Origin of the sequence: Limibacillus halophilus (genome assembly GCF_014191775.1) — a bacterium.
Classification (GTDB): domain Bacteria; phylum Pseudomonadota; class Alphaproteobacteria; order Kiloniellales; family CECT-8803; genus Limibacillus; species Limibacillus halophilus.
The window spans coordinates 96,904-117,755 of the sequence record NZ_JACHXA010000005.1 but is presented as its reverse complement, the minus strand read 5'-3'; the positions used below and the strand labels follow the sequence as shown (position 1 = coordinate 117,755).

The following is a 20,852-nucleotide window of genomic DNA, read 5'->3' as shown; positions in this document are numbered from 1 at the left end:
CAAAGTCTAGACGTCGAAACACGGCCACGGCGCGTTCAGAAAAATAGTTGTGCTGCATATGATTCACCAACCTCCTACCTCGTCCTCTACGAGGTAAAAACTGGCTCGGATCACAGCACCGGGTAATTAGTCGCTGTTTTTAGGGTTTGGATGAACTGCCGCTTGTTGCACTGCTGCCGGAAGAAGAAGCACCCGTCGAGCTACTATGACTTGGCGACGCGGTCGCCTGGCCGGTTGTGGCGCTGCTGGTACTTGCCGTCGCGGTACTGGCAGCAGGCTTGCTATTGCGTCTGCGAACATGGCCGTTCAAATAAGCGCCTGCCTCCACCGCCAGCGAGTCATGAACAACATCGCCCTCGATCCTCGCGTTTGCCGAAAGACTGACGGTTGCACCATCAATCTGCCCCTTGACGGTTCCATGAACATCGACCCGATCGGCGAGGATGGATCCAGATATGGTAGCGCCACGACCCACGGTCACTGTGGTCGCTTTGATATCTCCGTCAATCTCGCCATCAATCTGCAACTCACCGCGGCTGGCCAGATTGCCGACAACCTTCATATCCGATGCAATCACCGAACGGCCACCACCGGCGGGACGAGCCGTCCCTTCCCGTACCGATGCGGTGGTCTGGGCACTGGATTCTTCCGGTCGCTGTGGTTTGAACATTATCTTTTTCTCCCATTATGACTGTAGGTGCGACTGTCCCGATCAGTCCTCTTTAGATTTCATCACGCCATCTCAGCTTTGCGCGTCGGCCGCCAGGGTTTCAAGCCCTTTAGCTTAGCTCCGGACTCAACAACAATCTCATGATGATGAATCGTTCCCTCCACTTCGGCTGTGCTTTCGATGATCACGCTATCCGCGTCCGCCCGGCCCACATAGTGCCCGGCAATACGAAATCGCAACACATCTACCTCGCCTTCCAACGACCCACCCGGTGCGATGTAGATATCACCGGCCATGATGTCGCCCTGCATACGGCCGTGTATCTCCAATGATCCGGTTCCAGCCATGTGCCCTTCGAGCACAGCCGTATCGTCGAGCACGGAGTGCCCGCCGGACCGACCAGCGCGCGGCTGATCAGCGGCTGCGGGTTTTGCTTTCCATGGCAATTCCATCGTCAAATCGATCTCGACCCCAAGGGGATACGAATAGTGATGCTGCAGATTAGGCCGCCAGAGGCCTTTGGCTCAACAGGCTGATTGCATTTTTGCGATCATCGCCAAGAACGCTTCCGCTGAGCGCCGCTGCTGAGGGTATTCTAGAGCCAATTCGGCAAACGCTCGGGATTCGTCCAATCGATGTAATCCAAATGCCGCTCGGGCTCCCAGGACAGCGAACTCTCCATTCATGGGGAAAAGAGATCCTCCGGAGTCAGCGATTTCTAGAGCGTCATCGAACTGCTTGTTCTTGATCAGGCAGTGCCCCTGCCGCAAGAGCGCCTGCGGGCTGTTCCGATCCAATTCAAAGGCCTCTCTAAATAAACGGGCGGCATCGGCCATCTTTCCGTCGTGCATTAGCCGAAGACCGTCAGCAAACCGCATACGTGATTTTATCATGCTCGTTCTGGGGTCTTTGAGCAGACTGTCGATCCCAGCTTGATCGATGGCCGCGTCCCCTTCGACGGGCATTTGCGAAAGAACCGGTAGCAATACCTCTCCATGCTTGGGTGCGTTCTCAAGCTCGAAATACTTTGCAGTTTCAATGTACTTCTGCCCCCAGGCATCACAGGCCATCAATGCAAGCACCCGCATTTGTGGATTCTCAATATGTTCAATGAGAACCCGCTTGGCCTGCGCAGAATGAATCCGCAGAGCATCGAGGCGCTTCGCCGGTGACCATACTTTACGGCCCGGAATAAGACTGTCAGGCCGTGTATGCTTGAGGTAAAGAGGGCGAGGCACCACGCATCCGCCGCCATAACACAACGCTTCCAGACCCCAAAGAACCTCTGCTGCGAAACTGTCGTGACGGTTGTAGCGCAACCTGTGCCCCTGTTTCAGGATGCCGGAGTCGGTTACGGCACGCAAAGGAAGGCCGCTTGCGCCTTTCAGATAAAACTGTAACAGGCGCTCATCCAGATTGCCGCGCAACTCCGTGGCGACTCTCAAATTCTCATTTGTGCCGAACTGCTGCATATGTGATTGCGCGAAAACACAATCTGGCGCTTGCTTCAAAGCCTCCAGCAGCGCTGCGATGTAGTCCGGTTCCAGCAGGTCGTCATGCGGTAGTAACGCGAAGTACGGCGTATCGACCTGATCAAGCAGGAAGTTCACGTTCCCCGCCCAACCGAGGTTTCTTTCCTGAACCCAGATACGCAAGCCACCCGGCGGGCTGTAGCCTCGGCAAATCGTTTCCGTGTCGTCGTCATTACTATCAATCGATACCAGCACACGAATTTCGGAGTGTGTTTGATTCAGCACCGAGTCCAGCGTTTGCCTAATGAAACCGGCGGCCCGGTAAGCTGGGATACAGATTGATACTTCTGCCATGGCTGCGCTGATCTCCTTAGCTCTTCGGGCAGATGCCCTCAGCGATCTGTTCGGCGAACAACGGTGCCATGCAATACTTGCCTGTATCGACCGAATGATAACGCCCGGCGCTGCGCGGGCCGATATCGAATCGCTGGTGCAACTGACTTTGTGGATCGTCGATATCTCCCTGGCCCCAAGCAAAAATCTGTCCGCCGCCGAGCTTAGTTTGCGCAGCCCGCAAGTCGAGATCGGCACAGGCTGGTACGAGCTGTGCAAGCCCTTTGATGATATCACTTTCTAGCTTCGCTCTGGCACTGTCGCAGAGCCCGAGCAAGGGATTGCTGGGAACCAGCGCCTGGGTGGACGCGATACAACCGGTCGGATACCAGGAGAGGTAGTAGCGGCCCTTGCCGAAGTTGACGATAGCCCCGTAGGGGCCCAGTACGAAGGTGGTCGAAGGCAGCCTGGGATCATCGGTATCACAGAGGCTTTCCGTGTGCAGAGCCACCTTATAGCGAAATAGCCAGGGCCGGTCCGGTTTCCAGCCGAATGTCGCATCCAGCCTCAAGCGGTCACGCCAGGTGGCGTTGACAACCGCGTCGTAGGAATGTCGCTGACCGGGATCGGCAGTCAGTGAAATGCTGGGTGTCCCCTTGTCGTCCTGTACGCAGGAGTCCACCCGCTGGCCGAGCAATACGGTGATCCCGGCTTCAGCCATAACAGCCTGGGTAAGACGCCTCGCCACCGCTTGAGGATCGACCGAACGCTCCCCGGTTTCAAAGACAGCCGCAACACGGTCTGTGTCAAAATCCCGTGCTGTTTCAGTGTCGTCAAGACGCCGAAAAATCCGCCTGTCGGAGAACCCGAAATAGGCGCGGCGCTGATCTTCATCATAGTGCTCGATGAGCGATTGTATGCTGGAAAAATGCGCATCAACCTGCTCAGGAGAAAGGAGAGAATCCCTATGAACCGCGTAGCGGAATGGGGTAGATATCTCGCTCTCCGTCAGTGTTCCGCCACTCCAATGGCTCAGCAATTCGTTGAAGCGTAGCGACCCTTTCATCAGGAAGGCGGCAGTCCGAGACGTGGAATCATTCCCAAAAACGAACCCTAGGTGAATTTTCCCTTCGTTCCACAGGCTGGCCTCGGAAATAAGGCACGCATTCTCCTCAAAGAGATCAATCTTGCAGCCGCGTTGGGCCAGCGCAAGAGACACACACAATCCCTGTATTCCACCGCCGATTACCGCGACGGATTTACCCTTTGCGACGGTCAATTCTTTCGCCCTTCAATCTCACGCAGTTGGCATTTGGCCTGCCAATTCTTCGCGAGCCAATCCGCCGCGTCAGATGCCGACGAACCGGAAGTTAGAATTGTAAGTAAGGTAAAGGGGATGTGATCGGCCGACCAGTGGAATAAAGCGATCAACGCCTGGCAGTCTGGTTCTTCTTTGCCACTGCTCGATGACTAGGATTACCGAAGCCGCAGGGATGCCTGTTACGACATCCCCACGCCTGCTCAGAACGATCCGATCATTAGAACGCGGCTTTCCACTGCTCGGTATCGACGAACCAGCGCTCTTCGGCAATCTTTCCATCAGAAAACCTGAAAAGCACGCTGAGCTGGCTTCCCTCAGGGACTTTTTCGCTCTTCCATTCGACGATCGACACCACTTCATCTCCGTCGCCGATTTGGCGGATAGAATCGATGCTGAAACCTACCGGCAAACCAGCACCCAAGTTATCCAATACATCCCGGAACGCCGACTTCCCTTTCAATAGATCATTCTGGCCCGGCATTACGAAAACCATATCCTCGGTATAATCCGCTACCACCGCATCCCAATCGCCCCGAGCAACGGCCTCCCAGCCTCGCTGAACGATCGCGGCGCTATTCACTCGATCATTGTTCATGTTTGCAGCCTTTGCGTAGGACATTTCCAACCTCCATACATTACAGTAGGTACACTTGTTAGACTACGACGCTTCAAACATGATTAGAATCAAGCAGTTGCAGTAATTGGCATCCTGCAAATGCTGTATTTTGCGACCGGTAATTTAGCTATAGTTCAGGAATGGGCGATCGTTACTAGAGGTTTCTTGTAGGAGCGGAGTGGAACATACCGAGGTGAAAATCGAACCGCTGAGCCCTAGAGAACAGGAAATTGCACAGGCTTTTGCCAACGGCGAAAGCTACAGGCAGGTTGCGGACCGGCTTTGCATCGCGCCTTCGACCGTAAGAACGCATTTAACAACTGTTTACCGTAAGCTAGGTGTTTCCTCGAAGTTGGAATTGCACAGGTTCTTCGAAACGACTAACGCAACTCTCGTTGATCGGCCCAAGGCGTTCCCAAGCCGGCCGGACAAGCCCTCAATCGCCGTGTTGGCCTTTGAAAACATGTCCGGCGACCCGGAACAGGAATTTTTCTCGGACGGCATATCAGAAGACATCATCACCGCGTTATCTCGATCTCCCTGGCTTTTTATCATCGCGCGCAACACAACGTTCACTTTCAAGGGCACTAACATCGGTGTCCCGCAGATCGCCCGGGAGTTAGGCGTCAGGTATGTACTGGAAGGCAGCGTTCGCAAGGCCGGTAATCGGGTTCGCGTTACCGCGCAGCTCATCGACGGAACGACCGGTGGCCATATCTGGTCTGAACGCTACGACCGGCAACTTGCAGATGTCTTTGATCTCCAGGACGAGATTACCCGTAACGTCGTGGCATCCATACAAACCCGCGTTCAGTTGACTGCGAGTGGCGCGGTCGAGCGTAGTACGCGTCCGGATCTAACGGTCTGGGAGTTGACAATGCGCGCCTGGCATTTGCTCTACGATTTCACGCCGGAAAGCTTCACAACCGCAAAAGTCCTGCTGAAACGCGCGCAGGACCACGCCCCCGAAAGCGCAGAAGCCAACATGGTCCTCGCGCTGATTCACCACCACAGTGCAATCCTGGGCTTTGCCGACGACTTCGTCGAAACAATGACCCTTGCGCACGAACTGGCGCGCCGAGCAACACGACTGGACGGCAGGAACGAATATGCCCATTGGGCTCTGGGCATCACCTGCTGGGGCCTCCATAAGCACGAGGAGTCCATCGCGGCATTGGAACGCGCTGTGGAGCTAAACCCAAATTGTTCCCTCGCCTATGGTAGCCTAGGCACTGCACTGAGCTTGGTTGGCCGCTTGGAGGAGTCAATTGCCAATCAGGAAATCGCAATCCGGTCGAACCCCCGCGACCCCAGTATATTCTTCCGCTTTACCGGAATCGCCCTCGCCCACTTTCTAGCCGGACGCTACGACACTTGCATTGAGTGGGCGAATCGCGCGGTCCATCGCATGCCACAATGGTATTTTGGACATTACCTTCTAGCCGCTGGCCATGTGATGTCTGGTCGGCTGGAACAAGCGAGAGCTGCGATTGCCTACTGCCACGAGGCCTTGCCCCACGCAAGCATCGCAGACCTCGATCGTGTACCCTTGAAGGACGCGACCAGAATGCAACAACTCCGCGACTGTTTGCGCCGGGCCGGACTACCGGAGTGAAGGGATCTGCTGGAAAGGGAAAGAAATGGCGTCCCCTAGGGGATGAAAGTGGGCACTGGGAGGTAAAACTGGCTCTACCTGGTAGGATACAAGTCAAGCGAGGTATTCAATTTAAAAATGGTGGCTGATATCCAATGGCCCGCGTTTCAGTTGAAATCTGTGTATGATTTTTCCACTTGGTTTGCAGAATAGTTCTTATTCCAAGTGAGCCGCCGCAAACCGCTCAATAACGTTTTTGGCCAAACCGCGCGCCTTAATAAAAACACCAATCTCTTGTCGGGGCTTGGTATCGGGAGGATCTGCAGATAGCCAATTCTGGCTAGTGATTACTACTGCATCATCATCCCATGCTAATATCTTGGCATGAATGCGTGGTTTTCGAACAGGTCTGATCTCTACCCCCATCTCGCGCACATCTATTGTCATATCTGCTGCAGCATCGCCACCTAAGAGGCCGCTCGTGGTGCAATAAAACACATTAACATCAACACCTTTCGCTTTTGCAGCAGCTAGTGCCGGGGCTAATATTGCTGACTCGCCAGCTACGCCGAAACGGTGGCTGACAACAAACATTCGCCTTTCGCAAACATCGCGTGCTTGCCTAACGAGATCAGCATGGCGTGAACCTATGACAATTTGGGCAAGAGCTCCGCCATTTGATTTTATGGGTTTAGCTCTAAGATGAGCAGCAAGCGCAGCAAGTTCATTTGTGAAGTCAGTCCATATGCCGCGCGAGCCTTTCGACAACTCGGCCATTTGGTAAACAACATCAGCAACAATGGCTGGATCCTTCAGTCGAACTGAAGCCTCAAAGGATTGAAACTGGGTAGAAAGCCAGTTGCAGGAGCCGACAATGCTAAAGAATTTATCTGTCGAGCCTTCGTCGGCAATCAGAACCTTAGAGTGTGACCCTGTAGAGAACGGATGTACGCGCAGCATTTCGATACCTTCCTCGCGCAACATACGCCTGATTAGGCCAACTGCATGACGCGTGGTGCTATTGCTTTCTGATTGCGCCTCCTGTCCCCAAAGAATGTCAACTTTGACCCCTCGGTTAACAGCCTCCTTTAGAAGATGCAGCAGTTCGTTGAAACGGTTCTCCGAGATAAAGGTCGAATGAATAAGTATTCGGTGTCGCGCTTTTTTCACGGCTGCTTCAAACACCGCACGGTGATCTGAACCTCCAAGAATAATATCTCGAGCCGAAAAATCGATGAAGTGCTCCCCTGGCAATAAACTTGCAGAAGGAACCGCAATTTGAGGTGGCTCAAAGAACGCGAAATCTCCTTTTGCTGGAAGATTGGGCGCGGCCTTTGCTGCACATTTTATGATCTCTATTAGTGACGCAGGAGCGCGAGTTGTGAGTCCATCAGGTTCGCCATCACGGACAGTAACAAGAGACCATCGCTTTGATAATCGGTCGCCATGCGGATCTACAGAAATGAATTTTTCGTCGTCTAAAAATAATGCTTCAACGAGTGGTTTTACCTCGTCTAAATATTCTCTCTCAGCTCGCTCAAGCTTCACTATTCTTTCGCGCTTGGCTCGTTCGTCCAAGACATGTTCATGAACGAAAGGTAGCTCGCGACTGCGGTATACTGTGCCGGTAACTTGGTCTATGACAAAGTTCATCCTCCGACTCAATCGTCTAGACGCATTCGGTAGTTCATTATATGTAGCGGCGGCGGCTCCTCGGTGAGTGACAACAAAACGAACAGCAGCGCTTTTTTGCGACATCTCCACCCAACCAGCACGCATTAAACGTATCAAAGCCTCAATTGCGACGCGCTTTGGAATATTGCCACGTTCAGCAAGCTCCGCAGCAGTCAATGGCTCATCGATAAGCCCGGCGAGCAAAACATGTTCAACAATGCTCCAAGGGCGGCCCTTGTCAAAATGAAAGTTGCGGCGACCTTGTAGAACTGGAACCGCGACCTGGACGATTGTCATCTTGCAAGCCTCAAAAGCCTATCGGAAGGAACTACTACCGCATTACTATTTTTGCGCTCATCTTCAATTGCTTTGAGCATCTCTGATAAGAAATAGGTATTACACCGCTCACCTTTGAACTGTTCTGCTCTTAATACGTGCTCAAGGAATTTGGATGAACAGACCAAGATTAAACGCCATCGAGCTCTACTAAGCAGAACATTCATTCTGCGCGAATCGCTTAAGAATCCGAGAGCGCTTCTGATACCTGAATGGTGATTGTTTCGGACCAATGATACAACGACAACATCAGCCTCATTTCCCTGGAATGAATCAACTGTCCCGCAGTAGTTTCCTGGACTCACGGCAGCGCAAAATTGACTCAAATGTGAACCCACTGAAGAATCTTCGTCTATTCGATTTTGCAGTCGGATGACTTGCTCACGATAAGGCGACAGGATCGCCATGGTCGGTATTTCTGAGGACTTTGGGTTCCGCCCAATCAACATAACAGCTTTTAGTATAGCTTCGATTTCATCAGGGTTGTGCCACCGGGGGTGGGCTTCTGCGCCGAGCATGCCGACTGTGCTTTGAACGTATGGCATGTCAATCATCATGATCGGCGCATCCGGCAAGCGCTTTGGGTCAAGAGACTTGATCGGACAAGGCTCCTTCTCGAAGCGTTTTTTTGCGGACGGATGCGTATGCAGATCGCCATCATAGAAACACCGAGAGATTACGCGAGCGATCGCCGGATGCATCCTATGTTGTTGATTAAGTCGATGGGCTATTTGCCGCGCCTTAGCTCCACGGGCATACAATTTAAACTCGGCTTCGATAAGCGACTCGAACAAAAGAAGGCAATCGATTGCGGTCGCACATAGTGCTGCAAAATCCTCTCCCGCCTCTTCATCAATTTCATCCAATATTTCGTCAGTAGATGGATCACGCAGTGTACGGCTTACAAATTCCTTCCCAGTGATCATTGCATTGCGCAGAGTATCTGGTTCTTCAAGGAGCCGAATGATTTGTTCCGAACCAAAGGGGGACAGCTGTTTATGATCCCCAATCATAAGCCGCCGGTATGACAAAAGTAACGGGGCAACAAGCTCTCCACCCGTTGCCTTCCCAGCTTCTTCTATGATCGACCAGTCGAACTGACCACGTTCTTCAATTAGACGCTCTAACTCAAAAGAGTTGGTGGTGGCAAAGACAACGTTTGCGGCTCTCACTATTAGCCCTTCTACGGCTTGTTTTGAGTATCGAGGTGCCACTCCCCGGCCCTTCAAATTCTCATCGTTGGTATCATCGCCGCTCAGTTCTGCCTTGAGCGCCATGACAGATTCACGCAGGTTATCTGGTGAACTAGAGACCAGTTCGCTTTGCGCAAATCGTTGAATTATACTGCCAACTTGGCTTCCAATTTCATATGGACCGGCGTCCTTGTGACTGTCGCGGGGTCGGCATCTGACAATCAGTATATCGTCTCGGTCGCCTACCAGAGCCTTGTCAAGAGTTTCCATAAGATGGTTTACGGCCGCATTGCTTTGTGCGCTAAGAAGCAATCGCGTTGTTGGGTCCTTTTCGAATATGTATTTGACAAGCTCTCTTATCATGTGAGTTTTCCCGACGCCCGGGGGACCCTGAACTAAAAAAAGCGGCAAAGTTTCAACAATAGCGTTCAGCGCCTGTATTTTTGAATCGTCTAAGTTAGCAAGAACATTGCCATTATCGATGGAATCATGCGTGTCTAATATCCGCCTCCTAGGATCGACTAGCATCCATAGTAATTCGGCATGATCTGCAAGTGCTCTGAGCGCTTTAAGCCGACGCTGGAGCTGTTTATCTCTTCCCACAAAGTCGCCTGGAATCAAGATGGGATTATGAAGGGGTGGAGACAGATCAGTTCCAACAAATCGATACTCTGGCGCTTTTTTCGACCCTGCAAATTCCTTGTCGAAACGCCATGACGTATCTGTGAATTCACTTTTGCCAACATGCTGCGCTTCGGTAAGAACCCATTCGTCACTCCGTCGGTCCTGCATTAGCGCTTCATTTAGGCGTATAGATGGTGACTTAAACCCCATTTCTTTTGCGAGTGCCTCGCGCCCCAAGTCCTCCCGAACGGTAATCATAATTGCGTTCATTTCATTTTCAGAATTGCCAGTTACATTTCGTACATTCACAGGAAAAGCGTCTGTGGCGGCATACAGCGCTTCAAGGAACTGGGTAATTGCGAAGGCTTTATGATGCTGTTTGTCACGAGCCGCGAACTTTTTATCAACCTTAAACACCCGCCGCAGTGTGTCCCAACTACGGACTTTTCCACGCATACGGCTGAATCGTTCGTGCGCCTCTCTCAATTGTAAAATTTCAAGCGAGTTTGATTGCAGGGGAATTGAATCGACGATCTTATTTGGATTGGGGCTTTGAAGCTCCACACTATCGCAATATGCGAGCTCCCAAGTTAGTGCAGCGCCTTCTGATCTAGGCGAATATTCCTTTATACGATAGATTAATTTTGTCCCTCGAATGGCTAATCTGAAATTCGAGCCATCTCCGATTCTAATAGCAAACAAAATAGGAACTTCGCTCAAATCATCTTCAATAAATTCTATTTGCTCTCGGTCAGATGTAATTTCGATCACATCTTCTGATGCCTCTCTAATATTTTGAGATAACCTAGAATTTGTTCCCAGTGAGACGACGAGATGAAACTTGACGTCTTGATGCGCAATATCGGCTTCTAAGACCCGAAGAACCTCCTGAATCCGTCTTTCAACCACTTCGCCATCCAAGCGGTCCAAGTGTTCCACCTGAACGAGGTGTCTAAGGAGCCGAATTTCGTCCAGCACTAGATTTTCTGAGACCGCAGATAGCGGTATTTTTGGATCTTCAAGGCGGCAAACCGAAAGATTCATTAATTCAGCTGCTAGCCGACCAAAATCTCTCCAGTCTTGCAAGAATGATACTTGCTCACCATAAGCGCTGTCCGGTCCGCGTGCGGAGCGTCTACCGGCGGCAGCCCCGATTAAACGTATGGACCATTCAAATCCAGTCAGCTGGAAATCAGGCTCCTCCCCACCAGTGGTTAATATTGCCCAATTGTCTAGGTTCTTATGAAGGAGACCTTGTGTGTGTAAGGTTTCTAATCCTGTAGAAATTCGAAGTAAGTTTCTCCACAACTTTGCTCTGTTGAGAGACACACGTTGATTCTTTATCCAGTGAATAGAAGAAGCATGTGCGAGAACACTTGAAAGAGGCTTTCTTTGACCAGGGTCCAATACTAGATAGAATCCGTCGTCGTCAAAGCCAGTTTGTTGGAGCGTTGCTATAGCATCAAAAGCGTTAGGGTACCCCCCCAAACGATGGAGCTGGCGGACTTCGTGATGCCAAATCTCTCTTAGTTCTGAGTCCGAGGTGTGTTTGGCCTTTGGCCATATTTTGACCAACACGGGATTGCCGTGATCATCAATACCTGAAAGGATGCCTGGGCGGCCATATTTGCGGTCAGGCCTGCGCAAATATGTGTCGTCGAGACGATATGGGCTTAAAAACTGGCTGCGACGACGCCTCGACCTCTTGGGCATTACTTTCCCCTTTCCCCCGTGATCAGTAACACGGGGGGTTTAAAATACATTACGTTACATTGCTACCGATAGGACTGTTCTGTCCAGAACTCTCACCCCATGGGGGTAGACTCTGGCTTAGTCATGCCAAGCCCCTAACGTGCAGGCTCCGGCTCGGTCAAGGCTCGCGCCAGCGACCGTGCGCAGCACGGCCTGGCCTTGAGGGAGACGGCAGCCGCACGTTCTCCTGGCGCTTATGACTGAGCCCTGCCCTGTTTGCTCCAAAGGAGGATGAAAGACACTGAATGTCTTTTAAGCTTGATTGAAAGACATTGTTTGTCTTATAAGGGATTATCACTTTGGGAATCGTAGGACATGGTTACAGAAAGACACTATCTCACCGTCAAGGCGCTGGCACAGTTGATCGCCCCTTCCTTGAGCGCGGCGAACATCGCCAAGACCATGCGCCAGCTTCGCCACTGGACGCAGAACGACCTTCTGGAGACGGTCGGCGGCAAGGAAACCGGCACCGGCATCCCGCGCCTCTATGAGACCGAGCCGACACCCTGGATCGCGGCGATCCTTCTGGAGTTGGCGCGCTACGGCGCGACCCTGGAAGTCCTCAAGCCTGCCGCCCAGGCTCTCTATGACGCCTGGGAGGATGACAACGACCTGGTGATGGCCTCGGAGACTCAGGAAGGACCGGCCTTTGCCCAGGTCTCCTGGCAGGTCGATCCAGATAGCGGACGCTTCACAAAGGCCAGCATTCATTTCTTCCACGGCATAGAAGCCTTCGATGGCGATGAGACAGTCCTGGAAAGCGCGCCTGTCAGCTCGATCCTGATCAATCTCACCCAGGTCATGGATAAGCTCTATGGCGCTGGAGCCACTGCGGATCGCGGCGACCATGACCAGTGAGCGCCCGCGCCTGCTTCTGAGCGGCATCGACAGTCTCTATGTCTCCTACTTCGTCTCCATGGGCGAAAGCTGGCTGGACTTCGATGAGCTGGCCTATCAGCAGCAGCGCCTCAAAGAGAGCCGCCGCGATGAGGTCGCCAAGATAACGATTGGTGGCGAGAGCTTCGCCCTCATGCCCTATGGTCTCCATCCCTACCGTTACGTGCTGGTGAATGAAGACTTCGAAATCCGTCTGACTGAGAAGATGCAGCCAAGCTGCCATGTGCGATTCTCTAGCAAGGGTCTCTGGAGCCATGGCTATGCCGCGCTCCTGGCGCGCCTGAACGCCTGGCTGGAAGCCATCAATGGCGCACTATACAGGCCCAGCTCCGTATCCCGTATTGATTGGAGCTTTGACTATGACTTGCCGCTGGTCGATTTCGCGGCGGATCACTTCGTCACACGCGCTAGCAAGGACGCCATCTACCGGGAGCATGGCCTGGTGCAGACCCTCACCTTCGGGCGCGGCGAGGTGGTGGTGCGTCTCTATGACAAATCGGCGGAGATCGAGCAGGAAAGCGGCAAGGTTTTCTTCCATCAGCTTTGGGGTCAGAAAGAAAATGTCTGGCGGGTCGAGTTTCAAATACGGCGCGAGCGCCTGGCGCCCGGCGGCATCACCAATCCGACCGAGATCGGCATCCATCAAGGCGATATCCTGCGTGAGCTGGCGAACAGTCACACGACCCTGCGCAAGCCTTCGGGCGACAGCAACCGCTCTCGCTGGCCGCTCCATCCTCTCTGGCAGGGACTTCTGCAAGATATTAGCGCCCTCGATCAAACAGGCCTGATCCGGGAGATCGACCGGCAAGCGCCCCTGAATTGGCGGCTCTTTCAGCAGACGAAGTCCCTCCACGGCGGCTTAAAAGGCCTCGCAGCAGTTCTTGGCCTTCTCAAGGGTGCAACTGCACCCCTGACGATTGAGGAGGTCCACGCAGAGCTTCTGAGCCACCTCAAATTGCACCACGACCCCTACACCTGGGAGCAAGACGTGGCCGCACGGATCACCAAATACAGCTATGGGCTTTGGTAATGTATAAGTCGATTCTCTCTCTCATCAACCATCGCAAGACCCGGATCATCGACCTGGCGCAGGCCTCCCTGCCGCCGGAGCAGTTCCAGGCTTTCAGAAAGATCACCCTGGAGGAGTTTGGCGAGCGCGGCCTGATAGCCGATTTGCGCGCCCTCTTCCGGGCAGAGCGTTAAAGGGCGGGTATGGCATGGCAAGGGCCGGAATTGATCCAGGCAGGAAAGGAGGTTTTCATGGTTGAGCGACAGCCATCATACGCCCGAGCATAATAGCGACGGCCAAAGCAAAGCGGCCTCGTCCAAAAAGACAAGGCGGCCCGTCGCAAAAGCCACGAGCAAGGGCAGGTATAATAGCGGCGAGTATAATAGTGAAACCGGACTCCGGGTCAGTCACGATCTACCCGAAGTCCTGCCGGTGACAGGCGAGGAAATCGAAATGCTTTCCGGTTTCTTTGATAGTTTGCTGGTTAGCAGTCTGGAAAATTAGGAGACCATAATGGCTGGAACGGGAATGCGGGCGGCTCTCTATCTGAGGGTTTCAACGACGAGGCAAGCAGAGCAAGACCTCTCGCTTCCCGACCAGCAAAGCCAATGCGAGGCCTACGCCAAAGCCAACGGCTATCAGGTCACCAATGTCTATATAGAGCCTGGCGCGTCGGGCACCGACGACAGGCGACCAGCCTTCCAGGAAATGATAGCCGACGCCCGGCAGACGCCACGGCCCTTCGATGTGGTGCTTGTTCATAGCCTTTCGCGCTTCGCGCGCTCGGTTGCTGATTCCTGCATCTACCGCAGAATGCTGGAAAAGAACGATATCCGGCTCGTGGCTATCACCCAGGATTATGGCGACGAAACCACAAGCAATTTTCTCTATACCGTTGTCGCAGCCTTCGATGAGCAACAGAGTGCGGAGAACGCCAAGCACACCCTGCGCGCCATGAAGGAGAACGCGCGCCAAGGCTTTTGGAACGGCGCATCGCCACCCTATGGCTACCGCACCTACACAGCAGAACTACGCGGCGCAAAGGAAAAGAAGCGCCTGGAGATCGACCCTAACGAGGCGCAGACCGTTAAGCTGATCTTTGACCTCTACAGGAACGGCGACGGCAAAAGCGGTCCGCTCGGTATCAAGGCCATCGTCAATCATCTAGGCGCCAGGGGTCTCAAGGCACGAAAAGGTGCGCGTTTCAGCATCAAGAAGGTGCATGAAACCCTGCGCAACCCTGCCTACAGGGGCGAATACTTCTTCAACAGGTTCGACAGTCGCAGCAAGAAGGAAAAACCACGTGAGGAATGGATCGCCCTTCCCGTCCCTGTGATCATCGAGCCGGAGACTTTTGAGACGGTCCAGAGCCGCCTCAAAGCGCGCAGCCCGCGCAAGACCCCGGCGCGCATTACCAATGGCCCGACCCTGCTCACAGGGCTCCTGAAATGCGGTCGCTGCGGCGCAGGGATTACGATCCGTACCGGCAAAGGCGGTCGCTATCGCTACTACGACTGCGCCAACAAGATTCGCCACGGCAGCAGCGCCTGCAAAGGCCATCCTATTCCCATGAAGGACCTGGACCGGCTTGTGGTCGATAGCCTCCTGGAGCGCATCTTGGAACCAGCGCGCTTGACTGTGATCCTCAAGGAATTAACGCAGCGATCTTCTGATAAGAAAGATACAAGGCGCGAGACAGTAGCCCACCTCCAGCGCGAGCTGCGTACGCACGACCAAGCGTTGGATAACCTCTATAAGGCTGTCGAGAGCGGCCATCTGGACAACGATGAATCCCTGGCAATCCGTATCCGCACACGCAAGAGCGAACGTGAGGAGATTATCCGGCAGCTCTCGATCCAGAGCCGCGCTCAGGAAACCATTGACCAGAAGATCACGCCTAAGCGCGTCAAAGCCTTTGCAAGCGCTCTCAGGCGCGAGTTCGCGAACGATAACTCGCCGCTCCGCAAGAGCTATCTGCGGCTCCTCATTGATCGGATTGAGGTGCAAGGCAAAGAAGTGCGCATCACCGGCTCAAAGGCCATCCTGGCACAGGCCGTGGCCGCCAACGATGGCGACCATCCTTCTTTTTGCGAGGGAGTGCCCACTTCTATGGGCGGATGGCGTCCCCAACGGGAATCGAACCCGTGTCTTCAGCGTGAAAGGCTGATGTCCTAGGCCTCTAGACGATGGGGACGCAATGACCGAACCGATGGCCAAACCGGCTCGACGGCGCAAAGACCTAATCGGTCTGAGCTTCAAATGCAAGCCCTTCGCTGCCCTTTCTGATTCCAGCAATCGGGACACCGGAAATCTCTTGGATCAGCTTGCGTACGATAGCCACCTGAAAGTCCTGAAAATCCTGCGCCGTGATGATGAAAGCACCGGTCCCGCCAATCACGTTGTAGAGGTAGTAGCTATCAACTGCCTGGTCCTCATTTAGAATAGCCAAGCCATTGATCGTAAACCCTTTCGCGACGGCATCATCGCGCGCGCGCGGCGGCAGGCGTCCCTGATTCGCACGGCCGTCGCCGGACACATCGATGACCTGACGACGCCCTTGAAAGGGGCTTTTCAAAACAAAATCAACGCCGACATCGATAGCACTACCGATGGCCGTTCCGCCGCCGACAACGAATCGGGCCGTGTTCTCCACGGCCTGCGCAAAGGCCTCGGCGGTCACCTCGTCCTTGACCACGCGCCAATCCAGTGACAATGACTGATTGCGGCTGTCCGACCATTGCATCAAGGCGACAGCGATCCCAAGGTCGCCAGAAGCCTGGATCGCGCCTTTGACCCCTGGATGGCGGAAAGCGGCTGCTATACCCTGCATCTGAAGATCGAACTCCCGGGCATCAATGCTGGAAGAGCCGTCGATCGCCAGCAGTAGTTCCAGATCGACCTGCTGCGCGACCGCCATGCGCGGCACCAGCAACGCCAGCAGCAGCAGGGGCATCGTCACAGCAGCCGACAGGGTTTGAGAAATCCCGCACGCCGATCTCATAGGCACAAGCATAGCAGGCCCGCACTCGATGGTCGCGCCCTAAGCACGGTACCGGTTCTTCAATTACAGGACTTGCGCTAGCTAGAGCTAGCCAGCGCGCCATCGTCGATCAGGAACTGCACCGCATCACCGCCAGCCCATTCATCCAAACGCAGTTTGCCGGCGAGATGAAAACGGCCACCACCTCCAGACAAGAGTGCCTGCCCTAAATCCGTATCAAGCGCGCGGAAGGCTATGGCTTTGATTGATTTGCCATCGCTACCGACGATACGGCAACGCACATGGTCATCGCCCACGACCTGCGCTTGGATCACGCCCACACCGGAAAACGCAAAGCGAGGCTCCGGGTTATCAGTTCCGAAAGGGCCGACTTTCTCTAGCAAATCAACGAGACTGCCAGTAGCCGCCCCGGGCTGTAGAACCGCATCGATTCCTATTGCTGCCTGATAGCTACTGCGCTCAATTTCCTTCTGCAAACGATCTTCCAAAAAGGCCCGGAGATCGCGCAATGCTCCCCTGGCAACTGTCAGGCCGGCCGCCATGCGATGTCCGCCACCATTAATGAGAAGACCGGCCTGACGCGCGGCGATTACGGCGCTGCCCAGATCAACGCCACGGACCGAACGGGCTGAACCCTTCCCCACTTCATCCTCAAGGGCAATGACCAAGCATGGCAGGTCATAGCGCTCCTTGAGGCGGCTAGCGACAATGCCGATGACTCCCGCGTGCCACCCCTCCCCTGCGGCAAAAACCATGCCGCGCGGCTTTTCGCCTGCCTCTACCTGCAAGAGCGCATCGTCCAGAACTTGCCTTTCGATCTCGCGGCGTTCGGCGTTCAACGCATCAAGTTCCTGAGCAAGCGCCCGGGTTTCCGAGGGGTCTTCGCTGCTGAGTAGCCGAACGCCCAAATCGGCCTTGCCGACACGCCCACCGGCATTGACCCTGGGACCCAAAAGGAAACCGAGATGATAGCTTCCCGGTCGACTATCGACGCGGGCTACTTCGGACAAAGCGGCGACACCCTGGTTTCGGCGCGCAGCCATTATCTTCAGGCCCTGGGCCACGAACGCGCGGTTAGCGCCTGTCAAAGGCACGACGTCACAGACCGTTCCCAACGCAACCAAATCCAGTAGATTCTTCAAATCTGGCTCCGGGCGGTCTCCGGAAAACCAACCAGCTTCACGCAGGCGCCGGTTAAGCGCCACCAGCAACAGGAATGTAACCCCGACGGCGGCCAAGTGCCCCTGGCCGGACTCGTCATCCAGGCGGTTCGGGTTGATTACCGCTGCTGCTATTGGCAGCTTCGGCTCTGCTTTGTGATGGTCGATCACAATGACATCGAGGCCAACCTCCGCCGCCGTTTCCAGCACCTCAAAGGAAGTGATGCCGCAATCCACCGTCATCAGAACCTTTACACCACGCTCAGCAAGTGTGCGCATGGCCTGGGGATTGGGGCCATACCCTTCGGTAATGCGATCGGGAATATAAGCTTCTACCGCCACGCCGAGTGCGCGAAAATACCGGAGGATCAGCGCGGAGGACGTTGCCCCATCCACGTCATAGTCACCAAAGACGCCAAGGCTTTCCCCCTGTTCCAAAGCACTTTGAATGCGTGTGGTCGCTTGTTCCATCCCGGCAAGGCCGGAGGGATTTGGAAGATCTCTGCGGAGAGTCGGTTCGAGAAAGGCTTCCAAGGTCTCAAGCGTCACGCCACGGGCTGCTAGGATACGACCCAATATCTCCGGAAGATCTCCACGCTGGCTAAGCGCCAGCGCCAGGCGCTCATCGTTGCAACGCGCTTCCCAACGCCGTCCTTTCAGCGAGGTTTCGACCCCCAGGAATCCTGCTCGTCGCTCCTCCGCCGCCGCCATCCCAAATCCTTTCAGAGAGATTTCCTAGATAAAGGGGCTGTACCAAACCTTACGCTCGAAATTGTGGTGTGTGTCGATGGTGCGGACCGTCCCTGTCTTGGAGCGCATGACAATGGAATTGGTGTACGCGCCACCGCCGTAACGGCGCACGCCCTTTAACATGGCCCCATCGGTGACGCCGGTCGCCGCGAACATAACATCACCCTTGGCCAGATCCATGAGGTTGTACTTGCGATCCGGGTCCTCAATGCCCATCGTCCGCGCCCGGGCAATCTGCTCTTCATTCTTGAAGATGAGACGACCCTGCATTTGCCCGCCGATACTACGCAGCGCCGCAGCAGCCAGCACGCCCTCGGGCGAGCCGCCTTGACCCAGATAGATGTCCACCGCCGCCTTGGGGTTGCTGGTGGCCATCACACCGGAGACATCACCGTCCCGGATCAGCATGATACGCGCGCCAGCGTCGCGCGCCTGTTGGATTAGGTCCTGGTGACGGGGACGGTCCAGGATACAAACCACGAGATCGGCGACATCGACTTTCTTGGCCTTGGCCAGTTCGGTCAGGTTTTCCTTCGGCGTAGCATCGAGATCGACGATGCCTTCCGGCAGGCCGCCGCCGACTGCGATCTTGTCCATATAAATATCCGGGGCGAAGAGGAAACCACCCTCCTCGGCCAGAGCGATCACTGCCAGCGCATTGTGATCGCCCCTAGCGGTCAAAGTGGTGCCTTCAAGCGGATCAAGGGCAATATCGAATTTCCCGCCGCCGCTGCCAACCTTTTCACCGATATAGAGCATCGGCGCTTCATCACGCTCGCCTTCGCCGATCACGATCGTGCCATCGATCGGTAGACTGTTCAGTGTTTCCCGCATAGCATTCACAGCAGCCTGGTCAGCGGCCTTCTCGTCCCCGCGCCCCATCAACCGCGAGGCGGCTATTGCCGCAGCCTCGCTGACACGCACCAATTCCAATGCAAGATTGCGATCAGTCCAACTGTCGGTCATGTATGGTTACTCCCCTCGGATTGATGTGGGCCGCCACGATGCCATGCGCGACAACAGGCGCCCTTGATTTCTTATTGACCGTTCTTGCCCCATTCACTGCCGCGCGGCAAGGGGTCATGGACGAAGCCGATCTAGAGTGCTTCGATCCGGATCAAGTGCGGAGGCTCCAGCACGCTCTTTTGTTGTTCAATGCGCGCAAGCGCACGCAACATCGCCGCCTCGTTCGTCTCGTGCGTGGTGATAACCACAGGCACGGATTGGCCTTCCTTGGATGAGCGCCCCCGCTGCACCATGGTTTCGACCGAAATGTTTTCATCCCGCAAAGTCGCCGTGATATCAGCAATCACGCCGGCTTCGTCCAGGCACGCCAGACGGAGATAATAAGCACCCACGTGCTCCGCCATTGGCCGGGTCGACAACTTGTTCAGGCGCTCAACCGGGAGGGAGAAGGTCGGTAGTTGCTGCCCTCGCGCCACATCGATGATGTCCGCAACAACAGCCGAAGCGGTCGGATAAGCTCCCGCCCCTCTGCCCTCGAACAGGGTCGTACCAACGTAATCACCTTCGGCGACGACCGCATTAAAAACACCGTCGACGCTGGCAATCGGCGCCTTGCGGTCAACCAAACAAGGATGCACCCGCTGAAACACGCTGCCATTGTTACACTCAGCAATGGCCAGCAGCTTGATGCGGTAACCGAGTTCTTCCGCGAAGGCTATATCCTCAGCCCCAATGTTACGGATGCCTTCCACATAAACGCCCGGAAAATCAACTTCACAACCAAAGGCGAGCGCTGTCAAAAGCGCAAGTTTATGAGCCGCATCAACACCATCAATATCGAAGCTTGGATCGGCTTCAGCGTATCCCAAGGCTTGAGCATCAGCCAAGACAGAACCGAAATCACGCCCGGTCTCGCGCATGGTTGTCAGGATGTAGTTGGACGTGCCATTCAAGATGCCGGTGATCGAATGAATTCTGTTTCCGGCCAAGCCTTCCCTAAGAGCCTTGATTACCGGAATCCCGCCAGCCACCGCAGCTTCGAAATGCAGGCTGGCGCCGCTACTTTCGGCGAGATGCGCGAGCGCCGTGCCATGGTGCGCCATCAAGGCCTTGTTCGCCGTGACGACCGGCTTCCCTGCCGCCAGTGCCGTTTCAACCAGGGTCTTGGCGGCCCCGTCTGTGCCGCCCATCAACTCGACGACAATATCAACCTTGTCGGATGTCGCTAACGCCACAGGATCGTCATGCCACTGCAGCTTGGAGATATCAAAGCCGCGATCCTTTCCGCGATCACGCGCTGATACCGCCGTTACCTCGAGAAACTTACCGCAGCGAATCTCAATGAGGTTCCTTTGCGTTTCCAGTAACTCGAGAGTGCCAATTCCGACCGTCCCAAGACCGGCAAGACCTAGACGCAAAGGGTCGCTCATGAAATTCGCTCCATTATAATCCTACAGTGATCGCGCTACGCTCGGGAACAAAGG

The 20,852-nt window shown here is 54.7% G+C and carries 17 protein-coding genes, 1 tRNA gene and 1 pseudogene; 6 read left to right on the top strand and 13 right to left on the bottom strand.

Features of this window, described 5'->3' with window-relative positions; all coding sequences use genetic code 11:
• Nucleotides 1-139: 139 nt before the first annotated feature.
• The 5 genes from FHR98_RS10285 to FHR98_RS10265 form a co-directional block, all read right to left on the bottom strand.
• The gene (locus FHR98_RS10285; RefSeq protein ID WP_183416605.1) at nucleotides 140-670 is read right to left on the bottom strand and encodes a bactofilin family protein; all 531 of its coding nucleotides are present in this window, start codon (nucleotides 668-670) and stop codon (nucleotides 140-142) included.
• Between the two features lie 62 nt (nucleotides 671-732).
• Nucleotides 733-1,122, bottom strand: a complete 390-nt coding sequence (locus FHR98_RS10280) for a bactofilin family protein (RefSeq protein WP_183416604.1) — start codon at nucleotides 1,120-1,122, stop codon at nucleotides 733-735.
• A gap of 72 nt (nucleotides 1,123-1,194) precedes the next feature.
• Nucleotides 1,195-2,496 (bottom strand): glycosyltransferase, encoded by a 1,302-nt coding sequence (locus FHR98_RS10275; protein WP_183416603.1) that lies wholly within the window; start codon nucleotides 2,494-2,496, stop codon nucleotides 1,195-1,197.
• A 16-nt stretch (nucleotides 2,497-2,512) separates the two neighbouring features.
• Nucleotides 2,513-3,754 (bottom strand): FAD-dependent oxidoreductase, encoded by a 1,242-nt coding sequence (locus FHR98_RS10270; RefSeq protein ID WP_183416602.1) that lies wholly within the window; start codon nucleotides 3,752-3,754, stop codon nucleotides 2,513-2,515.
• 259 nt (nucleotides 3,755-4,013) lie between these two features.
• On the bottom strand, nucleotides 4,014-4,415 hold the full coding sequence (locus FHR98_RS10265) for a nuclear transport factor 2 family protein (protein ID WP_221205842.1): 402 nt from the start codon (nucleotides 4,413-4,415) through the stop codon (nucleotides 4,014-4,016).
• Between the two features lie 190 nt (nucleotides 4,416-4,605).
• Between FHR98_RS10265 and FHR98_RS10260 the strand changes: the two genes are divergently transcribed.
• Nucleotides 4,606-6,027 (top strand): LuxR C-terminal-related transcriptional regulator, encoded by a 1,422-nt coding sequence (locus FHR98_RS10260; RefSeq protein ID WP_183416601.1) that lies wholly within the window; start codon nucleotides 4,606-4,608, stop codon nucleotides 6,025-6,027.
• A gap of 195 nt (nucleotides 6,028-6,222) precedes the next feature.
• Here the strand turns inward: FHR98_RS10260 and FHR98_RS10255 are convergent, their stop codons facing one another.
• Both FHR98_RS10255 and FHR98_RS10250 read right to left on the bottom strand, forming a co-directional pair.
• On the bottom strand, nucleotides 6,223-7,977 hold the full coding sequence (locus FHR98_RS10255; protein WP_183416600.1) for a phospholipase D-like domain-containing protein: 1,755 nt from the start codon (nucleotides 7,975-7,977) through the stop codon (nucleotides 6,223-6,225).
• A complete protein-coding gene (locus tag FHR98_RS10250) occupies nucleotides 7,974-11,546 on the bottom strand; it encodes an AAA domain-containing protein (RefSeq protein WP_183416599.1) in 3,573 nt (1,190 codons plus the stop codon). Before FHR98_RS10250 ends, FHR98_RS10255 begins: the two co-directional genes overlap by 4 nt.
• 354 nt (nucleotides 11,547-11,900) lie before the next feature.
• Here FHR98_RS10250 and FHR98_RS10245 point away from each other — a divergent pair, with 354 nt between their 5' ends.
• From FHR98_RS10245 to FHR98_RS16840, 5 genes and pseudogenes are all read left to right on the top strand, one after another.
• Nucleotides 11,901-12,443, top strand: coding sequence for a hypothetical protein (locus tag FHR98_RS10245; RefSeq protein WP_183416598.1), 543 nt, complete (start codon nucleotides 11,901-11,903; stop codon nucleotides 12,441-12,443).
• Nucleotides 12,400-13,512 carry a hypothetical protein gene (locus FHR98_RS10240; RefSeq protein ID WP_183416597.1) on the top strand — a complete coding sequence of 371 codons (1,113 nt, stop codon included), beginning with the start codon at nucleotides 12,400-12,402 and terminating at the stop codon, nucleotides 13,510-13,512. Before FHR98_RS10245 ends, FHR98_RS10240 begins: the two co-directional genes overlap by 44 nt.
• Nucleotides 13,512-13,685, top strand: a complete 174-nt coding sequence (locus FHR98_RS10235; RefSeq protein WP_183416596.1) for a hypothetical protein — start codon at nucleotides 13,512-13,514, stop codon at nucleotides 13,683-13,685. The genes FHR98_RS10240 and FHR98_RS10235 overlap by 1 nt, the downstream gene beginning before the upstream one ends.
• 61 nt (nucleotides 13,686-13,746) lie before the next feature.
• Nucleotides 13,747-13,995, top strand: coding sequence for a hypothetical protein (locus tag FHR98_RS10230; RefSeq protein ID WP_183416595.1), 249 nt, complete (start codon nucleotides 13,747-13,749; stop codon nucleotides 13,993-13,995).
• Between the two features lie 9 nt (nucleotides 13,996-14,004).
• Nucleotides 14,005-15,036 (top strand): annotated as a pseudogene (locus tag FHR98_RS16840) (recombinase family protein); the annotation flags it as partial.
• 108 nt (nucleotides 15,037-15,144) lie between these two features.
• On the opposite strand, the gene FHR98_RS10215 reads toward FHR98_RS16840, so the two are convergent.
• From FHR98_RS10215 to FHR98_RS10190, 6 genes are all read right to left on the bottom strand, one after another.
• A complete protein-coding gene (locus FHR98_RS10215) occupies nucleotides 15,145-15,498 on the bottom strand; it encodes a hypothetical protein (protein WP_183416594.1) in 354 nt (117 codons plus the stop codon).
• Between the two features lie 111 nt (nucleotides 15,499-15,609).
• Nucleotides 15,610-15,685: transfer RNA gene (locus tag FHR98_RS10210), tRNA-Glu, on the bottom strand.
• A gap of 45 nt (nucleotides 15,686-15,730) precedes the next feature.
• Complete coding sequence (locus FHR98_RS10205) at nucleotides 15,731-16,444, bottom strand: DUF1194 domain-containing protein (RefSeq protein ID WP_183416593.1); 714 nt, start codon at nucleotides 16,442-16,444, stop codon at nucleotides 15,731-15,733.
• Nucleotides 16,445-16,569: 125 nt separating this feature from the next.
• Nucleotides 16,570-18,363, bottom strand: coding sequence for a single-stranded-DNA-specific exonuclease RecJ (gene recJ, locus FHR98_RS10200; RefSeq protein ID WP_183416592.1), 1,794 nt, complete (start codon nucleotides 18,361-18,363; stop codon nucleotides 16,570-16,572).
• A gap of 24 nt (nucleotides 18,364-18,387) precedes the next feature.
• Entirely contained in the window at nucleotides 18,388-19,368 is a 981-nt protein-coding gene (gene glpX / locus FHR98_RS10195; RefSeq protein WP_183416591.1) for a class II fructose-bisphosphatase, read from the bottom strand.
• A 131-nt stretch (nucleotides 19,369-19,499) separates the two neighbouring features.
• On the bottom strand, nucleotides 19,500-20,798 hold the full coding sequence (locus tag FHR98_RS10190; protein WP_183416590.1) for a homoserine dehydrogenase: 1,299 nt from the start codon (nucleotides 20,796-20,798) through the stop codon (nucleotides 19,500-19,502).
• Nucleotides 20,799-20,852 lie beyond the last annotated feature (54 nt).